Here is a 16,862-nt window from a genome sequence, read left to right on the forward strand (position 1 = left end):
CCTGTCAAATCAAGTGATTTGACAACAACCCGGCCAATCCTCGCTCCTACAACACCCCGTCTCCAGGGCAACCCTGCGAGCTTACCAGCCGATCCGGACAGATGCAACATCTGGGGACCAACTAGGACAAGCAGGGCTTCAGGCAGGATCCAGGCACGCCGACAGCTCCCAAGATTCAGGATCTTTGAGGGCTGACGCGGCCCGACAAGGCAAAACTCTAGCAGTCCCCCAGAGTCACACACGCCACTTTGCCAAGCGGTAAACCTTCACCCCCTCTCAGCCATCCCAAACAGCAAGCGGTTTCGTGCCGGCGCAACCCACCGGCAAGTCATCCGCAATCGCGAGACGTTACGAAGAGGGTGCGGGACTCCGCAGGCGCCACCCCGGTGCCCGGAAGCCCGCCCGTGGAGGTGGTCATCATGACGCGCTCGGAGTTCGACGACATCCGTGCTCACATCGCGGCAGAGGAGAGCGACTCAGACGATCTCCTGCAGATCGCTCGTAGCCTGTTGGACGACCTGGAGCAGGCACGCCTGCGCGAGGCGACCCTGCGCGCCTCCTACCTGGGCCTGTTGACGGCCGCGCGGGCCTCGGTGGCCTCGGAGGACGCGGGGGACCCCAACCCGCTGACCTTCGTGCGCCACGAGCTCGACCGGAGGGGCCAGCTCCCCTCCGGCGAGCAGGACGCGCTGCGGATCCTGGCGGACGCCCGCACGGCGGCGCTGCTGATCGCCCACCTTGAGGAGCCATCCCCCGTGCGGCCCCGGCCGAGCGCGCGGATGCGCCGGTGCGTCGGCACCGGCCGCAGGTTGTCGCGCTAGTGACGACGCGGCGGAGTACCTCGCGGATCCAGATCACGGCCTTTGCCGTGACGTGAAAGTCGCCCTGGAAGACTTCCCCCATGTGGGATCGGGGCCTGAACTGGGCCGCTGTCGCGTTGGTCGGCGCGTTCGGACTGCTGTGGCTGGGCGTGGTGCTGTTCGCCGCGACGGCGACCTCGGGATGGCTGCGCGTCGTCCAGACCGTCTTCAGCCTGGGGTTGATCTGCTGGGCGGTCAGGAAATCGCTGACACTGCTCGTCCCGGCGCGCTGAGCCGCCCCGCGCGCCGCAGGCGCCCGCCGGACTACTTGGCGTCGCCGTAACAGGACACCGCCACCGCCTCCATCGGAATGCGTACGGGGGTCTCCCCGAACACCAACCGGGTGGCCTCCTCGGCCGCCCGGCCGACCGCCGCCGAGACCTCCCCGACGAGCTCCTCCGGGCAGTGCACCATCACCTCGTCGTGCTGGAAGAACACCAGCCGGGCCGGGGAGGGCAGCAGCCCTCGCAGTAACGCCATCTGCGTCAGCGCCCATTCGGCCGCCGTCGCCTGGACGACGAAGTTGCGAGTGAACCGCCCGCGGTCGCGGGCCGCCCGCGCGCCCTCCGGCCCCGAGACCAGGGCCAGCCACTGCGCCGAGGGCGGCGGCGAGGTGCGGCCCAGCCACGACCGCACCAGGCGCCCGTCCTCCCCGGCCTTCGCGGCGTCCTCGACGAACGCGTACGCCTGGGGGAAGCGCTGGCGCATGACGGCCAGCAGCTTCGGAGCGTCCCCACTCGTGCCGCCGTACATCGCGGACAGCATGGCGATCTTCGCGCTGTCGCGCGAGCCGCCGAACGGCTGGGCGAGCGCGGCGTAGAGGTCGATCTCGCCCGCGGCGCGGGCCAGGCCGCGGTCGCCGGCCATCGCGGCCAGCACCCGGGGTTCGAGCTGGGCGCCGTCGGCCACGACCAGGCGCCACCCGTCGTCGGCCACGACCACCTGGCGCATGACCTTGGGAATCTGCAGCGCGCCGCCCCCGCTGGTCGCCCAGCGGCCCGACACCACCCCGCCCACGACGTACTCGGGGTGGAACCGGTTGTCGCGCACCCACTGGTGCGCCCATGACCAGCCGTGGAAGCTGTGCAGCCTGGCCAGCTCCTTGTACGCCAGCAGCGGCGCGACGGCCGGGTGCTCCACCTGCTTGAGCACGTGGGACCGCGTCGAGCTCACGGCGAGCCCCGCGGCCTTGAAAGCCCGCACGATCTGCTGCGGGGAGTCGGGGTTGACCGGGGCGCCGAAGGCGGCGCTCACCTGGTCGGCGAGGGCCTGGAGCTTCGCCGGGCGCATTCCGTGGACCGGGCGGGGCCCGAGGATCTCGGTCAGCAGCTGGTCGTGGAGATCCTCCCGCCAGGGCATGCCGTCGTGGCTCATCTCGGCCGCGATGAGGGCTCCGGCCGACTCCGCCGCCACCAGCAGCCGGAACCGGCCCGGATCGTGCGTGGCCTCGACGCGGGCGAGCTGGTCGTCGAGCACCTCGGTGACGTCGACCTCGGCGGGCTCCGGCTCGAACAGGGTGTCCTGGACGGCGTGCGGGCCTGCGGCGTCGCCCGGGACGGGCAGGCCGCGCAGCCGCGCGTACGCCGCCCCGGCCGATCTCGGCTCGCCGTACCGCCCCTCGTGGGCCAGCAGCAGCGCCTCGGTGAGCGTGAGGTCGTGACACCGGGCCACCCGCACGCCCCGCGCGAGCAGGGCGGGGTAGACCGCGCGGGTGTCGGCCCAGACCCACCGGGGGCGCTCGGCCCGCTCATGGTCGCCGACGGCGCGGGCGAGATCGGCCACCCGCCGGGCGCTCTCGCCGAGCGGCCGGAGCGTGCCGCCCCGCGCGTCCGCCGTCACCGCGATCCGCATACCGGCCACGTTATCGGAGGCCGCCGACACACCTCGCTCACAGGTTCGAATCGCCCGGCGTTGCGCGGAGCGGGGCGCGGGGTCGAGGCTGATCACATGGTCATCCTGCTTCGCGCCAGCCACCCCGGCCCCACGGCCGTCGTCACAGCCGCCGGTGTCGCCCTGGCGGTCTCGGCCGGGCGGGGGGCGGGTGGCGCGCTGCTCGTCGGCGCGGCCGTGCTCAGCGGCCAGCTGTCGATCGGCTGGAGCAACGACTGGATCGACCGCGTCCGCGACCGCGCGATCGGCCGGGCCGACAAGCCGCTGGCCGGAGCGGCGGTCGCGCCGCGCACGGTCGCCGTGGCCGCGTTCGCCGCGCTGGCGGCCTGCGTGCCGCTGTCGCTGGCCAGCGGCGTGGCGGCCGGCGCCGTCCACCTGGCGGCGGTCGCCTGCGGATGGCTGTACAACCTGTGGCTCAAGAGCGGCCTCGCCTCGCCGCTGCCGTTCGCGGCGGCGTTCGGCCTGCTGCCGGCGTTCGTCACCCTGGGCCTGCCGGGGCACCCGTGGCCGGCGTGGTGGGCCCCGGCGGCCGGAGCGCTGCTCGGCATGGGCGCCCACTTCGCCAACGTGGTCCCCGACCTGCCCGACGATCTCGCGCTCGGCGTGCGGGGCCTTCCGCAGCGCCTCGGGGCCACCTGGGCCCGGGTGGGCGCCGCGCTGCTGCTGGTGGCGGCGTCGGTGGTGATCGCGCTGGCCCCGGAAGGCGGCGGCGGGCCGGTCGCGGCGGCGGGGCTGGGGGCCGTCGCGCTCGTCCTGCTCGCGGGCCTGGTGTGGGCCCGCCGGTCGGTGCGCCAGGCGGCGTTCGGCGTCACCGTCGCGGCGGCCGTGATCGACCTGACCATGTTCGTCGCCCAGGGCGGCCGCCTGGTGTGAGCGGCGTGGGCCGGAAACGAACGAAGGCCCGGCCTTCGTCTCCGAAGGCCGGGCCTGCGATCTAACTCTTTGTAGCGGGGGCAGGATTTGAACCTGCGACCTCTGGGTTATGAGCCCAGCGAGCTACCGAGCTGCTCCACCCCGCGTCGGCTTGCTTGGTAAAGGCTAGCGAGCCCCGGCCCCGGAGGCAAATCGAGCGCCTCGGGGCCGGTGGCCGGTACGGCCCGGGTGGGCCGTACCGGCGATGGCCGACCTAGGAGCCGGCCGCCTGTGACGGCGGCGTGGACGGCGACGGCGACGGTGCGGGCGTCGCGCCGCCGGACGCCGCCGAGGGCACCGGTGTCGGCGTGGCCGACGGCGACGGCGCCGTGCCGCCCTTCTGCTTGTTCAGCGCCGACTCGATGTCCTTCAGGGCCTGCGAGAGGCGTTTCTGCGCCTCGCCGTAGGCCGCGAAGTCACCCTTCTTGATCGCCTCCTGGCCTTCGTCGTACGCCTTCTGGGCGTTCTCGTAGGCCTTGGTGAGATCGGTGGTGAGCGGCGTCGTGTTCGGCTGGTCGGGCGTGGTGGGGCTCGTCGGCGTGGTGGGTGTGGTCGGCGCCTGTCCCCCCTGGCCGAAGACCTGTTCCAGGGCGTCCTGCAGCGTGGTGCCGATGCCGACGTCGGAGCCGAACATGACCAGCACTCGGGCCAGGGTCGGGTACCGGGCGGAGTTCTGCACCTTGGGCTGCACGTAGACGGGTTCCACGTACAGCAGGCCGCCGCCGAACGGCAGTGTGAGCAGGTTGCCGTTCAGGGTCTCGGTGGTGCCGCCGATGCGCAGGTCGTTCAGCACGCTCGCCGCCTTCGTGTCGAAGGTGTTCTGCGCCTGTTTCGGACCCGGGATCGTCGTGTCGCTCGGAAGCTGCAAGATCTGGATCTTCGTGGTGGCGTCGCCGGTGGCGTCCACGGCCATGAACGCCGCGAGGTTGTCGCGGTTGTTCGGCACCATCGTGGACGTCAGCGAGAAGCGCGGCTCCCGTTCGTTCGGCATCCTGAGCGTCACGTAGTACGGAGGCTGCTTGGTCTTGGAGCTGGCGGGGTCCTCGGGGACCTTCCAGAAGTCCTGACCGCCGTAGAACGCGTCGGCGTCGGTGACGTGGTACTCGCCCAGGATGTCGCGCTGCACCTTGAACAGGTCCTCGGGGAAGCGCAGGTGCTCCATGAGCTGCGGCGGGATGGCGGACTTCGGCTTGATCACGTCGCCGAAGGCCTTCTCCCAGGTGCGCAGCAGCGGGTCCTTCTCGTCCCAGGTGTACAGCTGGACGGTGCCGTCGTAGGCGTCGACCGTGGCCTTGACCGAGTTGCGGATGTAGTTGATGTGGTCGCGCGGCTGCTGGGGCGTGAGCAGCCTGTCGGTCGAGGTGTCGCGGGTCATGTCGCCGAAGCCGCGGCGCTGGGAGTACGGGTAGTCCTCCGACATCGTGTAACCGTCGACGATCCACAGGATGCGCCCGTTGACGATCGCCGGGTACGGGTCGCTGTCGAGCGTGAGGAACGGGGCGATCTGCTGGATGCGGTCGCGCGGGTCACGGTTGTACAGGATGCGGGACTTGCTGTTGACGTCCGAGGACAGCAGCAGGTTGGTCTCGCCGTACTTGGCGGCGTACAGCAGGCGGGTGAAGAAGTTGCCGATCGGCACTCCACCCTTGCCGGTGTAGGTGAAGTTCTCCTGGCCGCTTCCCTGGCCGTTGTTGCTCTGCTCGGGGAAGTCGAGCTCGATCTTCTTGTCGCCGCCGACGATGGAGTACTGCGGGGAGTTCTCCCCGAAGTAGATGCGCGGCTCGAAGGTGCCGAGGCCGTTGGTCGGCGGGATGTCCTTGACGATGAAGTCGGGCTTGCCCTGGGAGTCGGTGCGGCTGCCCGGGCCGGCGACGAAGCCGAAGCCGTGGGTGTAGACCAGGTGGTCGTTGATCCAGTTGCGGTCGGGCGGCTCACCGATCTCGCGGACCGCCACGACGGTGTCGCGCGACTCGCCGTCGATGGTGTAGCGGTCGACGTCGAGCTGCTCGGGGAACTGGTAGTAGCCCTTGATCTGCTGGAGCTGCTGGAACGTCGGCGAGAGCACCGTGGGGTCGAGCAGGCGCACGCCCGGGATGGTGGAGACCTCGCTCTGCAGCTCCTGCTGGGTGCCCTGGGTCTTGGCGCTGTAGGGGATCACTTCAGCGGATGCGACGTTGTAGGCGTCTCGTGTCGCCGTGATGTTCCGCGCGATGTAGTCGCGCTCCTTGCTCTGCTGGTTGGGCTTGACCTGGAACTGCTCGACGAGCGCGGGGTACACCGCGCCGACGAGCACGGCCGACAGGACCATGAGCCCGAAGCCGACGCCGGGCAGCATGCCGCCGGGGCGGACGACTCCGGCGAAGAACAGCAGGGCGCAGATGAGCGCGATGATCGCCAGGATGTTCTTGGCGGGCATGACGGCGTTGACGTCGGTGTAGGACGCGCCGAAGACCTTGCCCCGGGTGGAGAACACCAGCCCGTAGCGGTCGACCCAGTAGGCGACGGCCTTGAACAGGATGAACAGGCCGATCAGCACCGACAGGTGGACGCGGGCCGCCCGGGTGGCGTGCAGCCCCGGCGACTGCAGCCGGAAGCCGCCGTACAGGTAGTGGACGATCGCCGAGACGACGATCGAGATGATGACCGCCGTGAACAGGAAGCCCAGCACCATCCGGATGAACGGATAGGTGAACATGAAGAACGACTTGTCGATGCCGTGCAACGGGTCGACCGAGCCGAAGGGGGTCCTGTTGACGTACAGCAGCCAGGTGCTCCACTGGCCCGCCACCGAGGAGCCGGTGAACAGGCCGAGCACGGCGAGACCCACGATGAAGATCGTCTTGCGGTGCGGGTCGACCGCCGCGCGGTAGCGGTCGGCGCCCTGGGGCCCGTTGAACATGCCTATGCCGAACAGCGGCCGCGTGCGGTAGGCGATCACCATGTTGCCGCCGACGATGCCGCCCATGATGAGCGCCCCGAAGACGAACAGCAGCAGCTGGGTGGAGAGCATGGTCGAGAAGACCGACGTGTAGCCGACGGAGTCGAACCACAACCAGTCGGTGAAGATGCCGGCGAAGACGAAGAAGAAGATCACGAGCACGACCAGCGCGATCGCGACGGGAACGAGAAGCCGCGGCCGGCGGGGCATTCGCATCGCCCGACCCGCGCCGGGGTTCCGGAAGGTCAAGGCCCACCCCTAAGTTTCACGAGTAACGGTCCGTGTGTGTGGCAACCTACACCGGTGACGTGGCGGTCGGGCTCCGAGCCCGGGGCGCGGCGGAGCGGCCGGCCCTGGAAGCTCCTCGGGCGGAGGGCCCGGAAACGGGGTTCGGAGCGCGAACGACGCCAACAGGCAGGGAGCGCGCGTTCACGTGGCCCAACGCCCGGGCGTCCCCGCAGGTTCCCCGCCGCCGCGCCCGGCCGCGATCCGCCCGAGGGCGGCGCCGCGGTCACGTCGCCGGACAGCTCGGCACCTGGCCCGAACCGGTGCGCAGCGCCTCGATGGCCTGCACCGCCTCGTGCATCGTGCTGACCTTCACCAGGCGCAGCCCCTTGGGCACCGCCGGCACGGCGTCGTCGCAGTTGTCGGCCGGCGTCAGGAACACCGTGGCGCCGGCGTTGCGCGCGCCGATCATCTTCTGCTGGATGCCGCCGATGGCGCCCACCTTGCCGTCGGCCGTGATCGTGCCGGTGCCGGCGATCGAACGGCCGGCGGTGAGCGCGCCGGGGGTGAGCTTGTCGAAGATGCCGAGTGAGAACATCAGGCCGGCGCTGGGGCCGCCGACGTCGCCGACGTTGACCGTGACGGTGAACGGGAACTCGAAACGGGTTCCCATCATCACGCCGACGACGCTCCCGGAGTTGCCGGCGACCGTGGCGACCTGCACCTCCGAGGGCTTGGTGTCACGCAGCACCCTGAACCGCACCTGCTCGCCGGGCTTGTGACCGCGCACCAGCTCCGACACCTCTTCGATGGTGTGGACCGGCTTGCCGTCGACGTGGGTGATCTGGTCGCCGGGACGCAGCTTGCCGTCCGCGGGCCTGCCCTTCTGGGTGGTGACGACGGTGACGAGCATCTTGATCGGGATCTTGAGCTCGTTGAGCGCCGCCGCGGTGGCGTCCTGCTGGGAGCCGGTCATCTCCTGGGTGTTCTGCTGCTCGACCTCCTTGACCGACACGGTCTTGGGGAAGATCGTCTCTTCGGGTACGACCGCGACCGTGGGGTCCATCCAGCCGCGCAGCGCGGTGAGCAGGTCGATGCGGGCGGTGGGGCCGCCCTGGTAGGCCACCGTGACCAGGCTGAGCTTGCCCGTGGTCGGGTAGGTCTGGCGTCCGGCGATGGTGATGACGGGCTTGCCCTTGAAGTCGCCCAGGGTGTTCTCCGTGGGTCCCGGGCTGAGCGCGACGTACGGCACGGGAAGCAGGGCGCCGCCGAAGCCGAGCGCGAGCGTGAGCACGCCCGCGACCATCAGCGTCAGAGCTCGTCGGGACATGGGGAAACTCTATGCGCTCGCGCGGGCGGCGCCGGCGCGGACACTCGTCGGGCGGGCGTGGCCGGCGGCCGCGGCCCGGCCGTCAGTCACCGGCTCCGACCCACTCGGTGGAGCCGTCGGTGAACCCCTGGTGCTTCCAGATCGGCACCTCGCGCTTGAGGTCGTCGATCAGGCGCCGCGCGGCCTCGAACGCCTCGCCCCGGTGCGGGGCCGCCACCGCGACGATCACCGCGGCGTCACCGAGCTTCAGGTCGCCGGTGCGGTGGACGGCCGCCAGCGCGGTCACGGGGAAGTCGGCGGCGACCTTCTCGGCGACCCGGCGCAGCTCGGCCTCGGCGCTGGGGTGCGCCGAGTACGACAGCGTGGAGACGGGCTTGCCGTGGTCCTGGTCGCGCACGGTGCCGACGAAGAGCGTGGTGCCGCCGGCGGCGTGGTCACCGATGGCGCCGAGCACTTCCTCCACGGAGAGCGGCGTGTCACGTATGCCCAGCAATCGGATGGCGTTCACCCCACGAGGGTACTCCGAGGTTTACGAGATATCTGGCAGCCCATTTCGCATTTCGCCGGAGAGTCCGGGGCCCCTACGCGCGCCGCTTGCGGCGCGCCGCGCGGACGATGGCCGCGGTGCCGATCACCGCGACGGTGGCGCCCGCGGCGGTGATGGTGGCGTCCTTGCTCGACAGACGGCGGCCGACCACCGCGTGCCTGCCCTCGCGCAGCTCCATGAGCTGCCGCAAGGCGGCCTCGTTGGTCCACGCCGGCTTCCAGCCGGCGGCTCGCAGCGACGCGCAGTCGACCACCCACGGGTACACCACGTAGTGCAGGTCGGTGGCCGGAGCCGGCGTCATGCCGAGCCGGTGCAGGCGCTGGGCGGTGCCGAACGTCACCCCGGCCGGCAGCTCGAAGCGCCGCAGGCCCGACAGCTCCTCGACCTGGTCCATCTCCAGCCACCCGTCGCTGCCGACGGTCACCACGCCCGACACCTGGCCGAGCGCGGCCAGCTCCAGGGCGGACACCAGGTCGTCGACGTGGCAGAACTGCCAGCGCGGCGCCGAGCCCTTGACGGTGAGCAGGCGCGGGGCCTCGAAGTGCCGGGTGATCACGGTGTCCACCTCCGGCCCCACCACGGCGGCCGGGCGCAGCACGGTGACCTCCAGCCCGGGATGGCTGCGCAGGGAGCGGCGCACGAGGGCCTCGATCTCCAGGTGGTCGCCGACGACCCCGGAGTCGGGCTCGGCCGCGACGGGAGAGTCCTCGGGCAGCGGCACCGCGTTGTCGGGCGCGGCGCCGTAGACCATGGCGCTGGTGACCAGGACCACCCTGCGCACCCGCGCGGCGGCGCTGGCGGTCAGCACGGTCTGCGACGCGCGGAGGTTGTAGGCGCGCCGTTCGGCGGGGTCGGCGTCGAGTGCGAAGTCGGAGGCGAGATGCACCAGCACGTCGACGTCGGATATGCGGTTCGCCAAGAGCGGATCCCGGACGTCGAGCACCCGCCAGGTGACGTCGGCGACGTCGCCCCGGTGGTCGTCGATGGCCACGACGCGGCGGAAATCCGCAGACGAGGCCACTCGGGAGAGGAACTCTCTTCCCAGCCCCGAGGCGGCGCCGGTGACGGCGACGACCGGTGGCCGGGGGCGTTTCGAGGTAGGCACGAGGTCCTCACTTTGCACTGATCCGCCCTACGACGGATAACGTGGCGGATGTGGACTCCTCCATCCTGCACGAGGTAGAGCCGTGACTGACCTGCCAGGTCGCGAAAACGACCCCAACGAGAACCCGTTCGCGATGTTCGGCGACCCGGCGCAGATGGCCGCCGCCATGCGACAGTTCGCCGACATGCTGTCGGCCCCACAGGGCTCGGGGCCCGTCAACTGGGACATGGCCAAGAACATCGCGCGCCACGCCGTCGTCGCCGAGGGCGACCCGAGTGTCATGGAGGGTGAGCGCCGTCAGATCGTCGACGCTCTGCGCCTCGCCGACCTGTGGCTGAACGAGGCCACCGCGCTGCCGAGCGGGCTCGCCTCGCCCGAGGCGTGGAGCCGTTCGGAATGGATCGAGAAGACCGTCCCGGTCTGGAAGAAGCTGTGCGACCCGATCGCCGAGCGCATGGTCGAGACCATGAGCGGCAGCCTGGGCGCGATGGGCATGGGCGGCGAGGGCCAGGCGATGGCCGCGCAGCTCGGGCCGCTCATGGGCATGATGCGCCAGATGGGCGGCATGATGGTCGGCAGCCAGATCGGCCAGGCCCTCGGCGCGCTCGCCCCTGAGGTGATCGGCTCGGCCGACATCGGCCTGCCGCTGTCGGAGACCGCGGCCCTGCTGCCCGGCGGCATCGCCGCGTTCAGCCACGGCCTGGAGATCCCGTCCGAGGAGATCCGCCTCTACCTGGCGCTCAGGGAGGCGGCCCACCATCGGCTCTTCCAGCACGTGCCGTGGCTGCGCTCGCAGCTCTTCGGCGCGGTCGAGGAGTACGCCAAGGGCATCACCGTGGACACCAGCGCCCTGGAGGAGCAGATCCGCGGCGTCGACATCAGCAACCCGGAGAAGATCCAGGAGTTGCTGAGCGGCGGCGCGCTGCTCAAGCCCGAGGAGACCGAACGGCAGAAGCTCGCCCTGGCGCGGCTGGAGACCATCCTCGCCCTGGTCGAGGGCTGGGTCGGCACGGTGGCCGACGCCGCGGCCGAGGGCAAGCTGCCCTCGTCGGCCGCGCTGTCGGAGACCATCCGGCGGCGCCGGGCGACCGGCGGGCCCGCCGAACGCACCTTCGCCACCCTCGTCGGGCTGGAGCTTCGGCCCCGCCGCCTGCGCGAGGCCGCGGCGCTGTGGCAGGCGCTCCAGGCCGACCGCGGCGTCGACGGGCGCGACGCCGTCTGGTCGCACCCCGACCTGATGCCGACCGCCACCGATCTCGACGACCCGGCGCGGTTCGTCAGGGGCGACGCGCGGTTCGACCTGTCCGACTTCGAGACCGGCACGACCGACGAGCCCGGCGAGGGCGGGTCCCCCGGTAAGGACGACGACCCCGGCCGATGACACTGCGCGACGACGCTCGGGCGGTGCTGGCCCGCTGGACGGCACCGACCGGGGAGGAGGAGCTGCTGCGTGAGCAGTTCCTCGGTCACCTGGGCGCTCACGATGACGCCATGTGGCGTTCGTGCGCGCCCGGGCATCTCACCGCGACGACCGCCGTGCTGTCGCACGACGCCGCCAAGGTGCTGCTGACCCACCATCCGAAGGCGAAGATGTGGCTGCCGATGGGCGGCCACTGCGAGGTCTCCGACGCGTCGCTGGAAGAGGCGGCGCTGCGCGAGGCCGTGGAGGAGTCGGGCATCGCGGGGCTGCGGCTGTTGTCCGGGCCGCTGGCCCTCGACCGGCACCGGGTCTGGTGCCATCCGCCCTACAGCTGGCATCTGGACGTCGAGTACGGCGCGGTGGCGCCGCCCGGGGCGGAGTTCGTGATCAGCGAGGAGTCGCTGGAGCTGCGCTGGGCGCCGGTGGAGGAGATCCCCGAGCCCACCGACGAGGCCACCCGCCGCCTGGTCCGCCGCGCCCGGGCGCTCCTGCTGGCGTGAGGCGCGGCGGCCCGCGGCCGCTCTTCACGCGCTTCCTACGCAGGCTCGATAGGCTCGATGTCATAGACGCGCGCCAAGGCCGGGGGACGGGTGGACACGAGAACCGATACACCGGTGGGCGGCGACATCGTGATCCCGTCGCGCGTGCCGCTGCTGCGGCGGCGCGTTCCGGGGAAGCTCGCCTGGCTCGCGGTCACGCCCTTCGCGGCCTGGGCCGTCACCCGCCTGGCCGGCCTGGAGCGTGGATCGTTCCCGGCCCAGATCATGACGGCGACGCCGTACGCCGCGGTGGGCTCGTTGCTGCCGCTGCTGCTGGCCGCCCTGTCCCGCCGCAAGGCGGTGAGCGCGGTCGCGGTGGTGACGACCGCCGCGCTCGGGCTCAGCGTGCTCCCGCGCCTGTTCGCCGAGCACGCCGCCCCCGGGGGCAGGCCGTTCACCGTGCTGTCGACGAACCTGCTGTTCGGGAAGGCCGACCTCGCGACGGTGGTCGGTCTCGTGCGCCGGTACCGTCCCGACGTGCTCAGCACCCAGGAGCTCACCCCGTCCGCGGTGACCGAGCTGGACGCGGCGGGGCTCAAGGAACTGATGCCGCACCGGGTGCTGGAGGACGAGTGGAGCGCCTCGGGCAGCGGCCTGTTCTCCAGCCACCCGCTCACGCGGCTCGACGGCCTCTTCCAGGTGATCGGCCACAACATGCCCGCCGCCACGCTGACCCTGCCCGGCGGGGCGAGGGTCGAGGTGGTCGACGTGCACCCGCTGCCGCCGCTGGGGCGCCAGGTCACCGCGTGGGCCGAAGGGCTGCGGGCGCTGCCGTCCGGGCCGTCCTCGGGGCCGTTCCGCATCCTCGCCGGCGACTTCAACGCCAGCCTCGACCACGTCGAGATGCGGCGCCTGCTCGCGCGGGGCTACCGCGACGCCGGCGACGCCACCGGGCGGGGCCTCATCCCGACGTGGCCCGCGAACAAGCGCGTCCCGGCGTTGATCACGATCGACCACGTCCTCGCCGACCTGCGGATGCCGGTGCGCGACTACCGGGTCTTCGACGTCCCCGGCACCGACCACCGGGCCGTCCTCACCACGCTCTCGCTGCCCGAGGGAAACTGATCGCGGGGCGTGCCCGGCCCGCCCGAGGCGTGCCGGGCGCCCGGGAAGGGCACTGAGCCGGAGGTCAGGCGCTGAGGAGGGCGCGGGTGTTCTCCCAGCCCTCAAGCCCCGGATCAAGGCGCGCGATGTCGCCGGGGGCGCGGAGCCGGTGCCAGCCGGGGCCGGTCGCCACCATGCGCCTTCCCGGCGCCTGGCCGCGCAGCCTGCCGGCGACGTCGGCCTCGTCGAGGCCGGCGACGGCCCATTCGGGGAACGGCAGCCGGGCGGCCATCGCCACGGCTCCCCCGCCCTCGGCGGGGCAGACGGCGATCGAGGCCCGGCCGAGCTCACGGAACAGCTTGCCGATCAGCAGCGGCGGCAGGTCGGGCGCGTCACCGCTGATCACCACGGCCTCCTCGCCGTACGGCTGGAGCGCGGCGAACGCCCGGGCCGGCGTGGCGGGCTCGGGCACGCGCAGCACGCGGGTGCCCGGCCAGGCGATGTCGTCGAGGCCGTCGACCCCGGCGGCGAGGATCACCGGCTCGACGAGGTCGAGCCCGGCCACGATCTCGTAGGTGTCCTCGGCCAGGGCGAGCAGGAACTCGTGCCGGTCGACGCCGGGCGGGGCGGCCTCGCCCATGGCGGGCGTGACCAGGACGGCGGCGAGCCTCAACATTCCTCCGTCGCGGAGTGGGCGGCCATGGAGAACCCCTCCAGGAAACCGCGGGCGCGCTCGGACCTGGGATAGCGCTCCACCAGGGCCCAGAACCGGGGGCCGTGGCTGGGGACCAGCAGGTGGACCAGCTCATGCATGATCACGTAGTCGACGACCCAGGCCGGCATGCCGCGCAGGCGGGTGGAGAGCCGGATGGTGCCGTGGTCGGGGGTGCACGAGCCCCACCGGTGCTGCTGGTTGTCGACCCAGCGCACGCTGGTGGGGAAGGCCTTGTCGTCCAGGTAGCGGGCGGCGAGATCTCTGGCCCGTTCCAGGAGGTCGTCGTCGCTCGGGCGGCGCCGCTGCTCCTTGGCTGCGAGCCGGTCGAGCATGCGACGCACCCACTGCTCCTCATCGGTCCGGCTCAGACCGGCAGGCAGGAGCACGATGGTCTTGTCGCCATCGCGGTATGCGGATACGGTTCGCCGCCGTCGTGCACTCCGGCGGACCTCGACTGTCTCGGGGGGCACATATGAACGGTAGCCGAGTGCGCGCGGATTCCACAGGGGGTGAATGACGTTCTCGCTGGTCAATCCCGGGTTCACCGGCTGTTCGGCCTTCCCATCGTTCACTTTGGCCCCATCAGGCGGTGAGGTGGAGGCGCGAGCGCGATATCGGTCCATCTCTGTTCGCCACAGGCGGATGACTTGACGGCGTGGAACACGGTCGTCCACAGGCTGCGTACCCGCTGGGGAGGGTTTGTCCACAGGTGGACGGCCGGTTGCTGTCAGGTTATCCACAGTGCGGACCAACTCGGCCCGCCCCCCGCGGCGCTGTGCCACGCTTCCCGACCGTGACCTCCATCTCCCCGCCCTCCGCCCACGTTCCGCACGACGCGTCCGCCCCCGCCGAGGGCTCGCCGCAGCCGGACGTAGCCGTGCCGTCCGTCCGGGCGAACCTGCGCGGGTGGATGCCCGCCCGCCCCCGGCTGAAGCCGGCGCTGCGGCGTCTCGCCCGCGATGAGCGCACCCTGCAGCTCGGCCTGCACCCGCCGCACGCTGTCATGGTGACCGATCTGGAGCCGCGCGTGCGCGCGTTCGTCGAGAGTCTCGACGGCACCCGCACGCTGCACGAGCTGATCGGCGGCTGCGGCCTGCAGGAGGAGACGGTCCGCCGGGTCGTGAGCCTGCTGGCCGAGCACGGCCTGCTCGACGACGCCGCGGTGCGGCCGGAGCCGCTGCGCGGGCTGAGCACCGCCGAGCGCGACCGGCTCGCCCCCGATCTCGACGCGCTGTCCCTGTCGCCCGCCGACGCCGGCGACGGCGGCCTGTCGGCGCTCGACCGCCGCCGCGGGGCCCACGTCAGGGTCTACGGCGCCGGCAGGGTCGGCGCGCAGATCACCGTGCTGCTGGCCGCGTCGGGGGTCGGGAACGTCTGCGTGATCGACCCCGGCCCGGCGCGCCCCGCCGACGTCGTGCCGGGAGGGCTGTCGTTCGCCGAGGTCGGGCGCAGCCGGGAGGAAGGCGCGGTGGCGGCGGCCCGCCGGGTGGCGCCGGGGGTCAACGCCTGGGCGGGGCGCACGGCCTCGCAGCTCTCCGACCGCGCCCACCGCCCCGATCTCGTGGTGCTGGCGCCCGTGGGCCCCTTCGACGGCGTGCTCGCCGACGAGCTGGTCACCTTGCGGATCCCCCACCTGCTCGTCAGCGCGTGCGAGGGCGTCGGCTCGGTGGGGCCCCTGGTGATCCCCGGCCGCACCCCCTGCCTGCGTTGCCTCGATCTCACGCGCTGCGATCGCGATCCCTCATGGCCACAGATCCGTGCCCGGCTGGGCGGCTTCCCGGCGGGCGAGGTCGCCTGCGGGACGGTGCTGTCAACGCTGGTCGCGGCGCAGGCGGCGGGCCAGGCGCTGGGTTCTGTCGACGGCATCCGACAAAATGTGACAAATGGCACAGTCGACGTAATGCCTGACGGGCGCTGGAAAAAACGGTCGTGGGACCCCCATCCACGCTGCCGTTGTAGTGGAAACCAGTTCAGTCCGCTAACAATGGTCGCGTGAGTGACTTTCCCCGACATGCCGTGACGCGTTCCGCCAAGCTGGCGACGCTCCCATTGGGGTTCGCCGGCCGTACCGCCATCGGGCTGGGCAAGAAGATCGGCGGGAGGTCCGCCGAGCTGGTCTCGCAGGAGATCCAGCAGCGAACCTCCGAGCAGGTGTTCAAGGTGCTCGGCGAGCTCAAGGGCGGCGCGATGAAGCTCGGGCAGGCTCTGTCGATCTTCGAGGCGGCGCTGCCCGCCGAGATCGCCGGGCCCTACCGGGCGACGCTCACGAAACTCCAGGACGCAGCCCCGCCCCTGCCTGCGTCCACCGTGCACGCGGTGCTCGCCGAGCAGCTCGGCGACGACTGGCGCGGGCACTTCCGCTCGTTCGACGACGCGCCGACGGCCGCGGCGTCCATCGGCCAGGTGCACAAGGCCGTGTGGCACGACGGCCGCGAGGTGGCCGTCAAGATCCAGTACCCGGGCGCGGGCAAGGCGCTGCTCGCCGACTTCAACCAGCTCGCTCGGCTGAGCAAGCTGTTCGGCGCGCTGCTTCCCGGGCTCGACGTCAAGGCCGTGCTCGGCGAGCTGAAGGAGCGGGTCACCGAGGAGCTCGACTACCTGAAGGAGGCCGAGGCCCAGCACGCGTTCGCCGTGGCCTACCGGGACGACCCCGACTTCCGCGTCCCGGAGGTGGTGGCGGCCAACGAGCGCATCCTCGTCACCGAGTGGATGGACGGCACCCCGCTGTCCAAAATCATCTCCGGGGGCACCAAGGAGCAGCGCGACCGGGCCGGCCTGCTGTTCGTCCGGTTCCTGTTCAGCTCCCCCGCCCGCGCGGGCATGCTGCACGCCGATCCGCACCCGGGCAACTTCCGCATCACGCCCGACGGGCGCCTGGGGGTGCTCGACTTCGGCGCGGTCAACCGCATGCCCGACGGCTATCCCGAGGTGTTCGGCACGCTCACCCGCATCTTCAACAACGGCGACATGGACACCGTGGTCCAGGGCCTGCGTGACGAGGGGTTCATCCGCCCGCACATCGAGGTCGACACCGGCGCGCTGCGCGCCTTCCTCGCCCCCTACGTCGAGCCGACCCGGGTGGAGGAGTTCACCTTCACCCGCGAGTGGCTCCAGCAGCAGGTGGCCACGGTCACCGACCTGCGGCCGACGAACGTCGTGCGCCAGCTCAACCTGCCGCCGTCGTACGTGCTGATCAACCGCGTGCACGTCGCGGGCATCGGCGTGCTGTGCCAGCTCGGCACCACCGCCCGCTTCCGCGACGAGGTCATCCGCTGGGTCCCCGGCTTCACCGGCGACGACCCCGAGGACAGGGCGACCGCCCTCAACACCTCCTGAT

The 16,862-nt window shown here is 71.7% G+C and carries 15 protein-coding genes and 1 tRNA gene; 8 read left to right on the forward strand and 8 right to left on the reverse strand.

What is annotated here, in order from left to right:
* Positions 1–419 precede the first annotated feature (419 nt).
* Together PYR91_RS30555 and PYR91_RS30560 are read left to right on the forward strand one after the other, a co-directional pair.
* Positions 420–821, forward strand: a complete 402-nt coding sequence (locus PYR91_RS30555) for a hypothetical protein (protein ID WP_279785441.1) — start codon at positions 420–422, stop codon at positions 819–821.
* A gap of 80 nt (positions 822–901) precedes the next feature.
* The gene (locus tag PYR91_RS30560) at positions 902–1,093 is read left to right on the forward strand and encodes a hypothetical protein (protein ID WP_279785443.1); all 192 of its coding nucleotides are present in this window, start codon (positions 902–904) and stop codon (positions 1,091–1,093) included.
* Positions 1,094–1,124: 31 nt separating this feature from the next.
* Here PYR91_RS30560 and PYR91_RS30565 read toward each other — a convergent pair whose 3' ends face one another.
* Positions 1,125–2,711: a bifunctional 3'-5' exonuclease/DNA polymerase gene (locus PYR91_RS30565; RefSeq protein WP_279785445.1), complete on the reverse strand. Its 1,587-nt coding sequence runs from the start codon at positions 2,709–2,711 to the stop codon at positions 1,125–1,127.
* Positions 2,712–2,807: 96 nt separating this feature from the next.
* Between PYR91_RS30565 and PYR91_RS30570 the strand changes: the two genes are divergently transcribed.
* Positions 2,808–3,623: a UbiA family prenyltransferase gene (locus PYR91_RS30570; protein ID WP_279785447.1), complete on the forward strand. Its 816-nt coding sequence runs from the start codon at positions 2,808–2,810 to the stop codon at positions 3,621–3,623.
* Between the two features lie 72 nt (positions 3,624–3,695).
* Here PYR91_RS30570 and PYR91_RS30575 read toward each other — a convergent pair.
* From PYR91_RS30575 to PYR91_RS30595, 5 genes are all read right to left on the reverse strand, one after another.
* Positions 3,696–3,769 (reverse strand) — tRNA-Met (locus tag PYR91_RS30575).
* Positions 3,770–3,876: 107 nt separating this feature from the next.
* Complete coding sequence (locus PYR91_RS30580) at positions 3,877–6,816, reverse strand: UPF0182 family protein (RefSeq protein WP_279785449.1); 2,940 nt, start codon at positions 6,814–6,816, stop codon at positions 3,877–3,879.
* A gap of 295 nt (positions 6,817–7,111) precedes the next feature.
* On the reverse strand, positions 7,112–8,155 hold the full coding sequence (locus PYR91_RS30585) for a PDZ domain-containing protein (protein ID WP_279785451.1): 1,044 nt from the start codon (positions 8,153–8,155) through the stop codon (positions 7,112–7,114).
* A gap of 82 nt (positions 8,156–8,237) precedes the next feature.
* Positions 8,238–8,663, reverse strand: coding sequence for a molybdenum cofactor biosynthesis protein MoaE (locus tag PYR91_RS30590; RefSeq protein ID WP_279785453.1), 426 nt, complete (start codon positions 8,661–8,663; stop codon positions 8,238–8,240).
* Positions 8,664–8,736: 73 nt separating this feature from the next.
* Positions 8,737–9,807 carry an NAD-dependent epimerase/dehydratase family protein gene (locus PYR91_RS30595; RefSeq protein ID WP_279785455.1) on the reverse strand — a complete coding sequence of 357 codons (1,071 nt, stop codon included), beginning with the start codon at positions 9,805–9,807 and terminating at the stop codon, positions 8,737–8,739.
* 82 nt (positions 9,808–9,889) lie between these two features.
* Here PYR91_RS30595 and PYR91_RS30600 point away from each other — a divergent pair, with 82 nt between their 5' ends.
* The 3 genes from PYR91_RS30600 to PYR91_RS30610 all read left to right on the forward strand — a co-directional run bounded on the left by PYR91_RS30600 (position 9,890) and on the right by PYR91_RS30610 (position 12,831).
* Positions 9,890–11,188, forward strand: a complete 1,299-nt coding sequence (locus PYR91_RS30600) for a zinc-dependent metalloprotease (protein ID WP_279785457.1) — start codon at positions 9,890–9,892, stop codon at positions 11,186–11,188.
* Positions 11,185–11,727 carry an NUDIX domain-containing protein gene (locus PYR91_RS30605; protein ID WP_279785459.1) on the forward strand — a complete coding sequence of 181 codons (543 nt, stop codon included), beginning with the start codon at positions 11,185–11,187 and terminating at the stop codon, positions 11,725–11,727. The genes PYR91_RS30600 and PYR91_RS30605 overlap by 4 nt, the downstream gene beginning before the upstream one ends.
* Before the next feature lie 114 nt (positions 11,728–11,841).
* Positions 11,842–12,831: an endonuclease/exonuclease/phosphatase family protein gene (locus PYR91_RS30610; protein ID WP_279785461.1), complete on the forward strand. Its 990-nt coding sequence runs from the start codon at positions 11,842–11,844 to the stop codon at positions 12,829–12,831.
* A gap of 64 nt (positions 12,832–12,895) precedes the next feature.
* Here the strand turns inward: PYR91_RS30610 and PYR91_RS30615 are convergent, their stop codons facing one another.
* A complete protein-coding gene (locus PYR91_RS30615) occupies positions 12,896–13,486 on the reverse strand; it encodes a hypothetical protein (protein ID WP_279785462.1) in 591 nt (196 codons plus the stop codon).
* Positions 13,480–13,995 (reverse strand): M48 family metallopeptidase, encoded by a 516-nt coding sequence (locus PYR91_RS30620; protein ID WP_279785464.1) that lies wholly within the window; start codon positions 13,993–13,995, stop codon positions 13,480–13,482. The genes PYR91_RS30615 and PYR91_RS30620 overlap by 7 nt, the downstream gene beginning before the upstream one ends.
* A gap of 323 nt (positions 13,996–14,318) precedes the next feature.
* Here PYR91_RS30620 and PYR91_RS30625 point away from each other — a divergent pair, with 323 nt between their 5' ends.
* Both PYR91_RS30625 and PYR91_RS30630 read left to right on the forward strand, forming a co-directional pair.
* Positions 14,319–15,521, forward strand: coding sequence for a ThiF family adenylyltransferase (locus PYR91_RS30625; RefSeq protein WP_279785466.1), 1,203 nt, complete (start codon positions 14,319–14,321; stop codon positions 15,519–15,521).
* The gene (locus PYR91_RS30630) at positions 15,518–16,861 is read left to right on the forward strand and encodes an AarF/ABC1/UbiB kinase family protein (RefSeq protein WP_279785468.1); all 1,344 of its coding nucleotides are present in this window, start codon (positions 15,518–15,520) and stop codon (positions 16,859–16,861) included. The genes PYR91_RS30625 and PYR91_RS30630 overlap by 4 nt, the downstream gene beginning before the upstream one ends.
* Position 16,862 lies beyond the last annotated feature (1 nt).

The organism is Sphaerisporangium sp. TRM90804 (genome assembly GCF_029846175.1).
Classification (GTDB): domain Bacteria; phylum Actinomycetota; class Actinomycetes; order Streptosporangiales; family Streptosporangiaceae; genus Sphaerisporangium.

Excerpts from the sequence above, each read along its gene's own strand:
- PYR91_RS30570 (WP_279785447.1), top strand. The coding sequence starts at position 2,808 with ATGGTCATCCTGCTTCGCGCCAGCCACCCCGGCCCCACGGCCGTCGTC.
- PYR91_RS30605 (WP_279785459.1), top strand. The coding sequence starts at position 11,185 with ATGACACTGCGCGACGACGCTCGGGCGGTGCTGGCCCGCTGGACGGCA.
- PYR91_RS30560 (WP_279785443.1), top strand. The coding sequence starts at position 902 with ATGTGGGATCGGGGCCTGAACTGGGCCGCTGTCGCGTTGGTCGGCGCG.
- PYR91_RS30585 (WP_279785451.1), bottom strand. The coding sequence starts at position 8,155 with ATGTCCCGACGAGCTCTGACGCTGATGGTCGCGGGCGTGCTCACGCTC.
- PYR91_RS30565 (WP_279785445.1), bottom strand. The coding sequence starts at position 2,711 with ATGCGGATCGCGGTGACGGCGGACGCGCGGGGCGGCACGCTCCGGCCG.
- PYR91_RS30580 (WP_279785449.1), bottom strand. The coding sequence starts at position 6,816 with ATGCGAATGCCCCGCCGGCCGCGGCTTCTCGTTCCCGTCGCGATCGCG.
- PYR91_RS30615 (WP_279785462.1), bottom strand. The coding sequence starts at position 13,486 with ATGTTGAGGCTCGCCGCCGTCCTGGTCACGCCCGCCATGGGCGAGGCC.
- PYR91_RS30555 (WP_279785441.1), top strand. The coding sequence starts at position 420 with ATGACGCGCTCGGAGTTCGACGACATCCGTGCTCACATCGCGGCAGAG.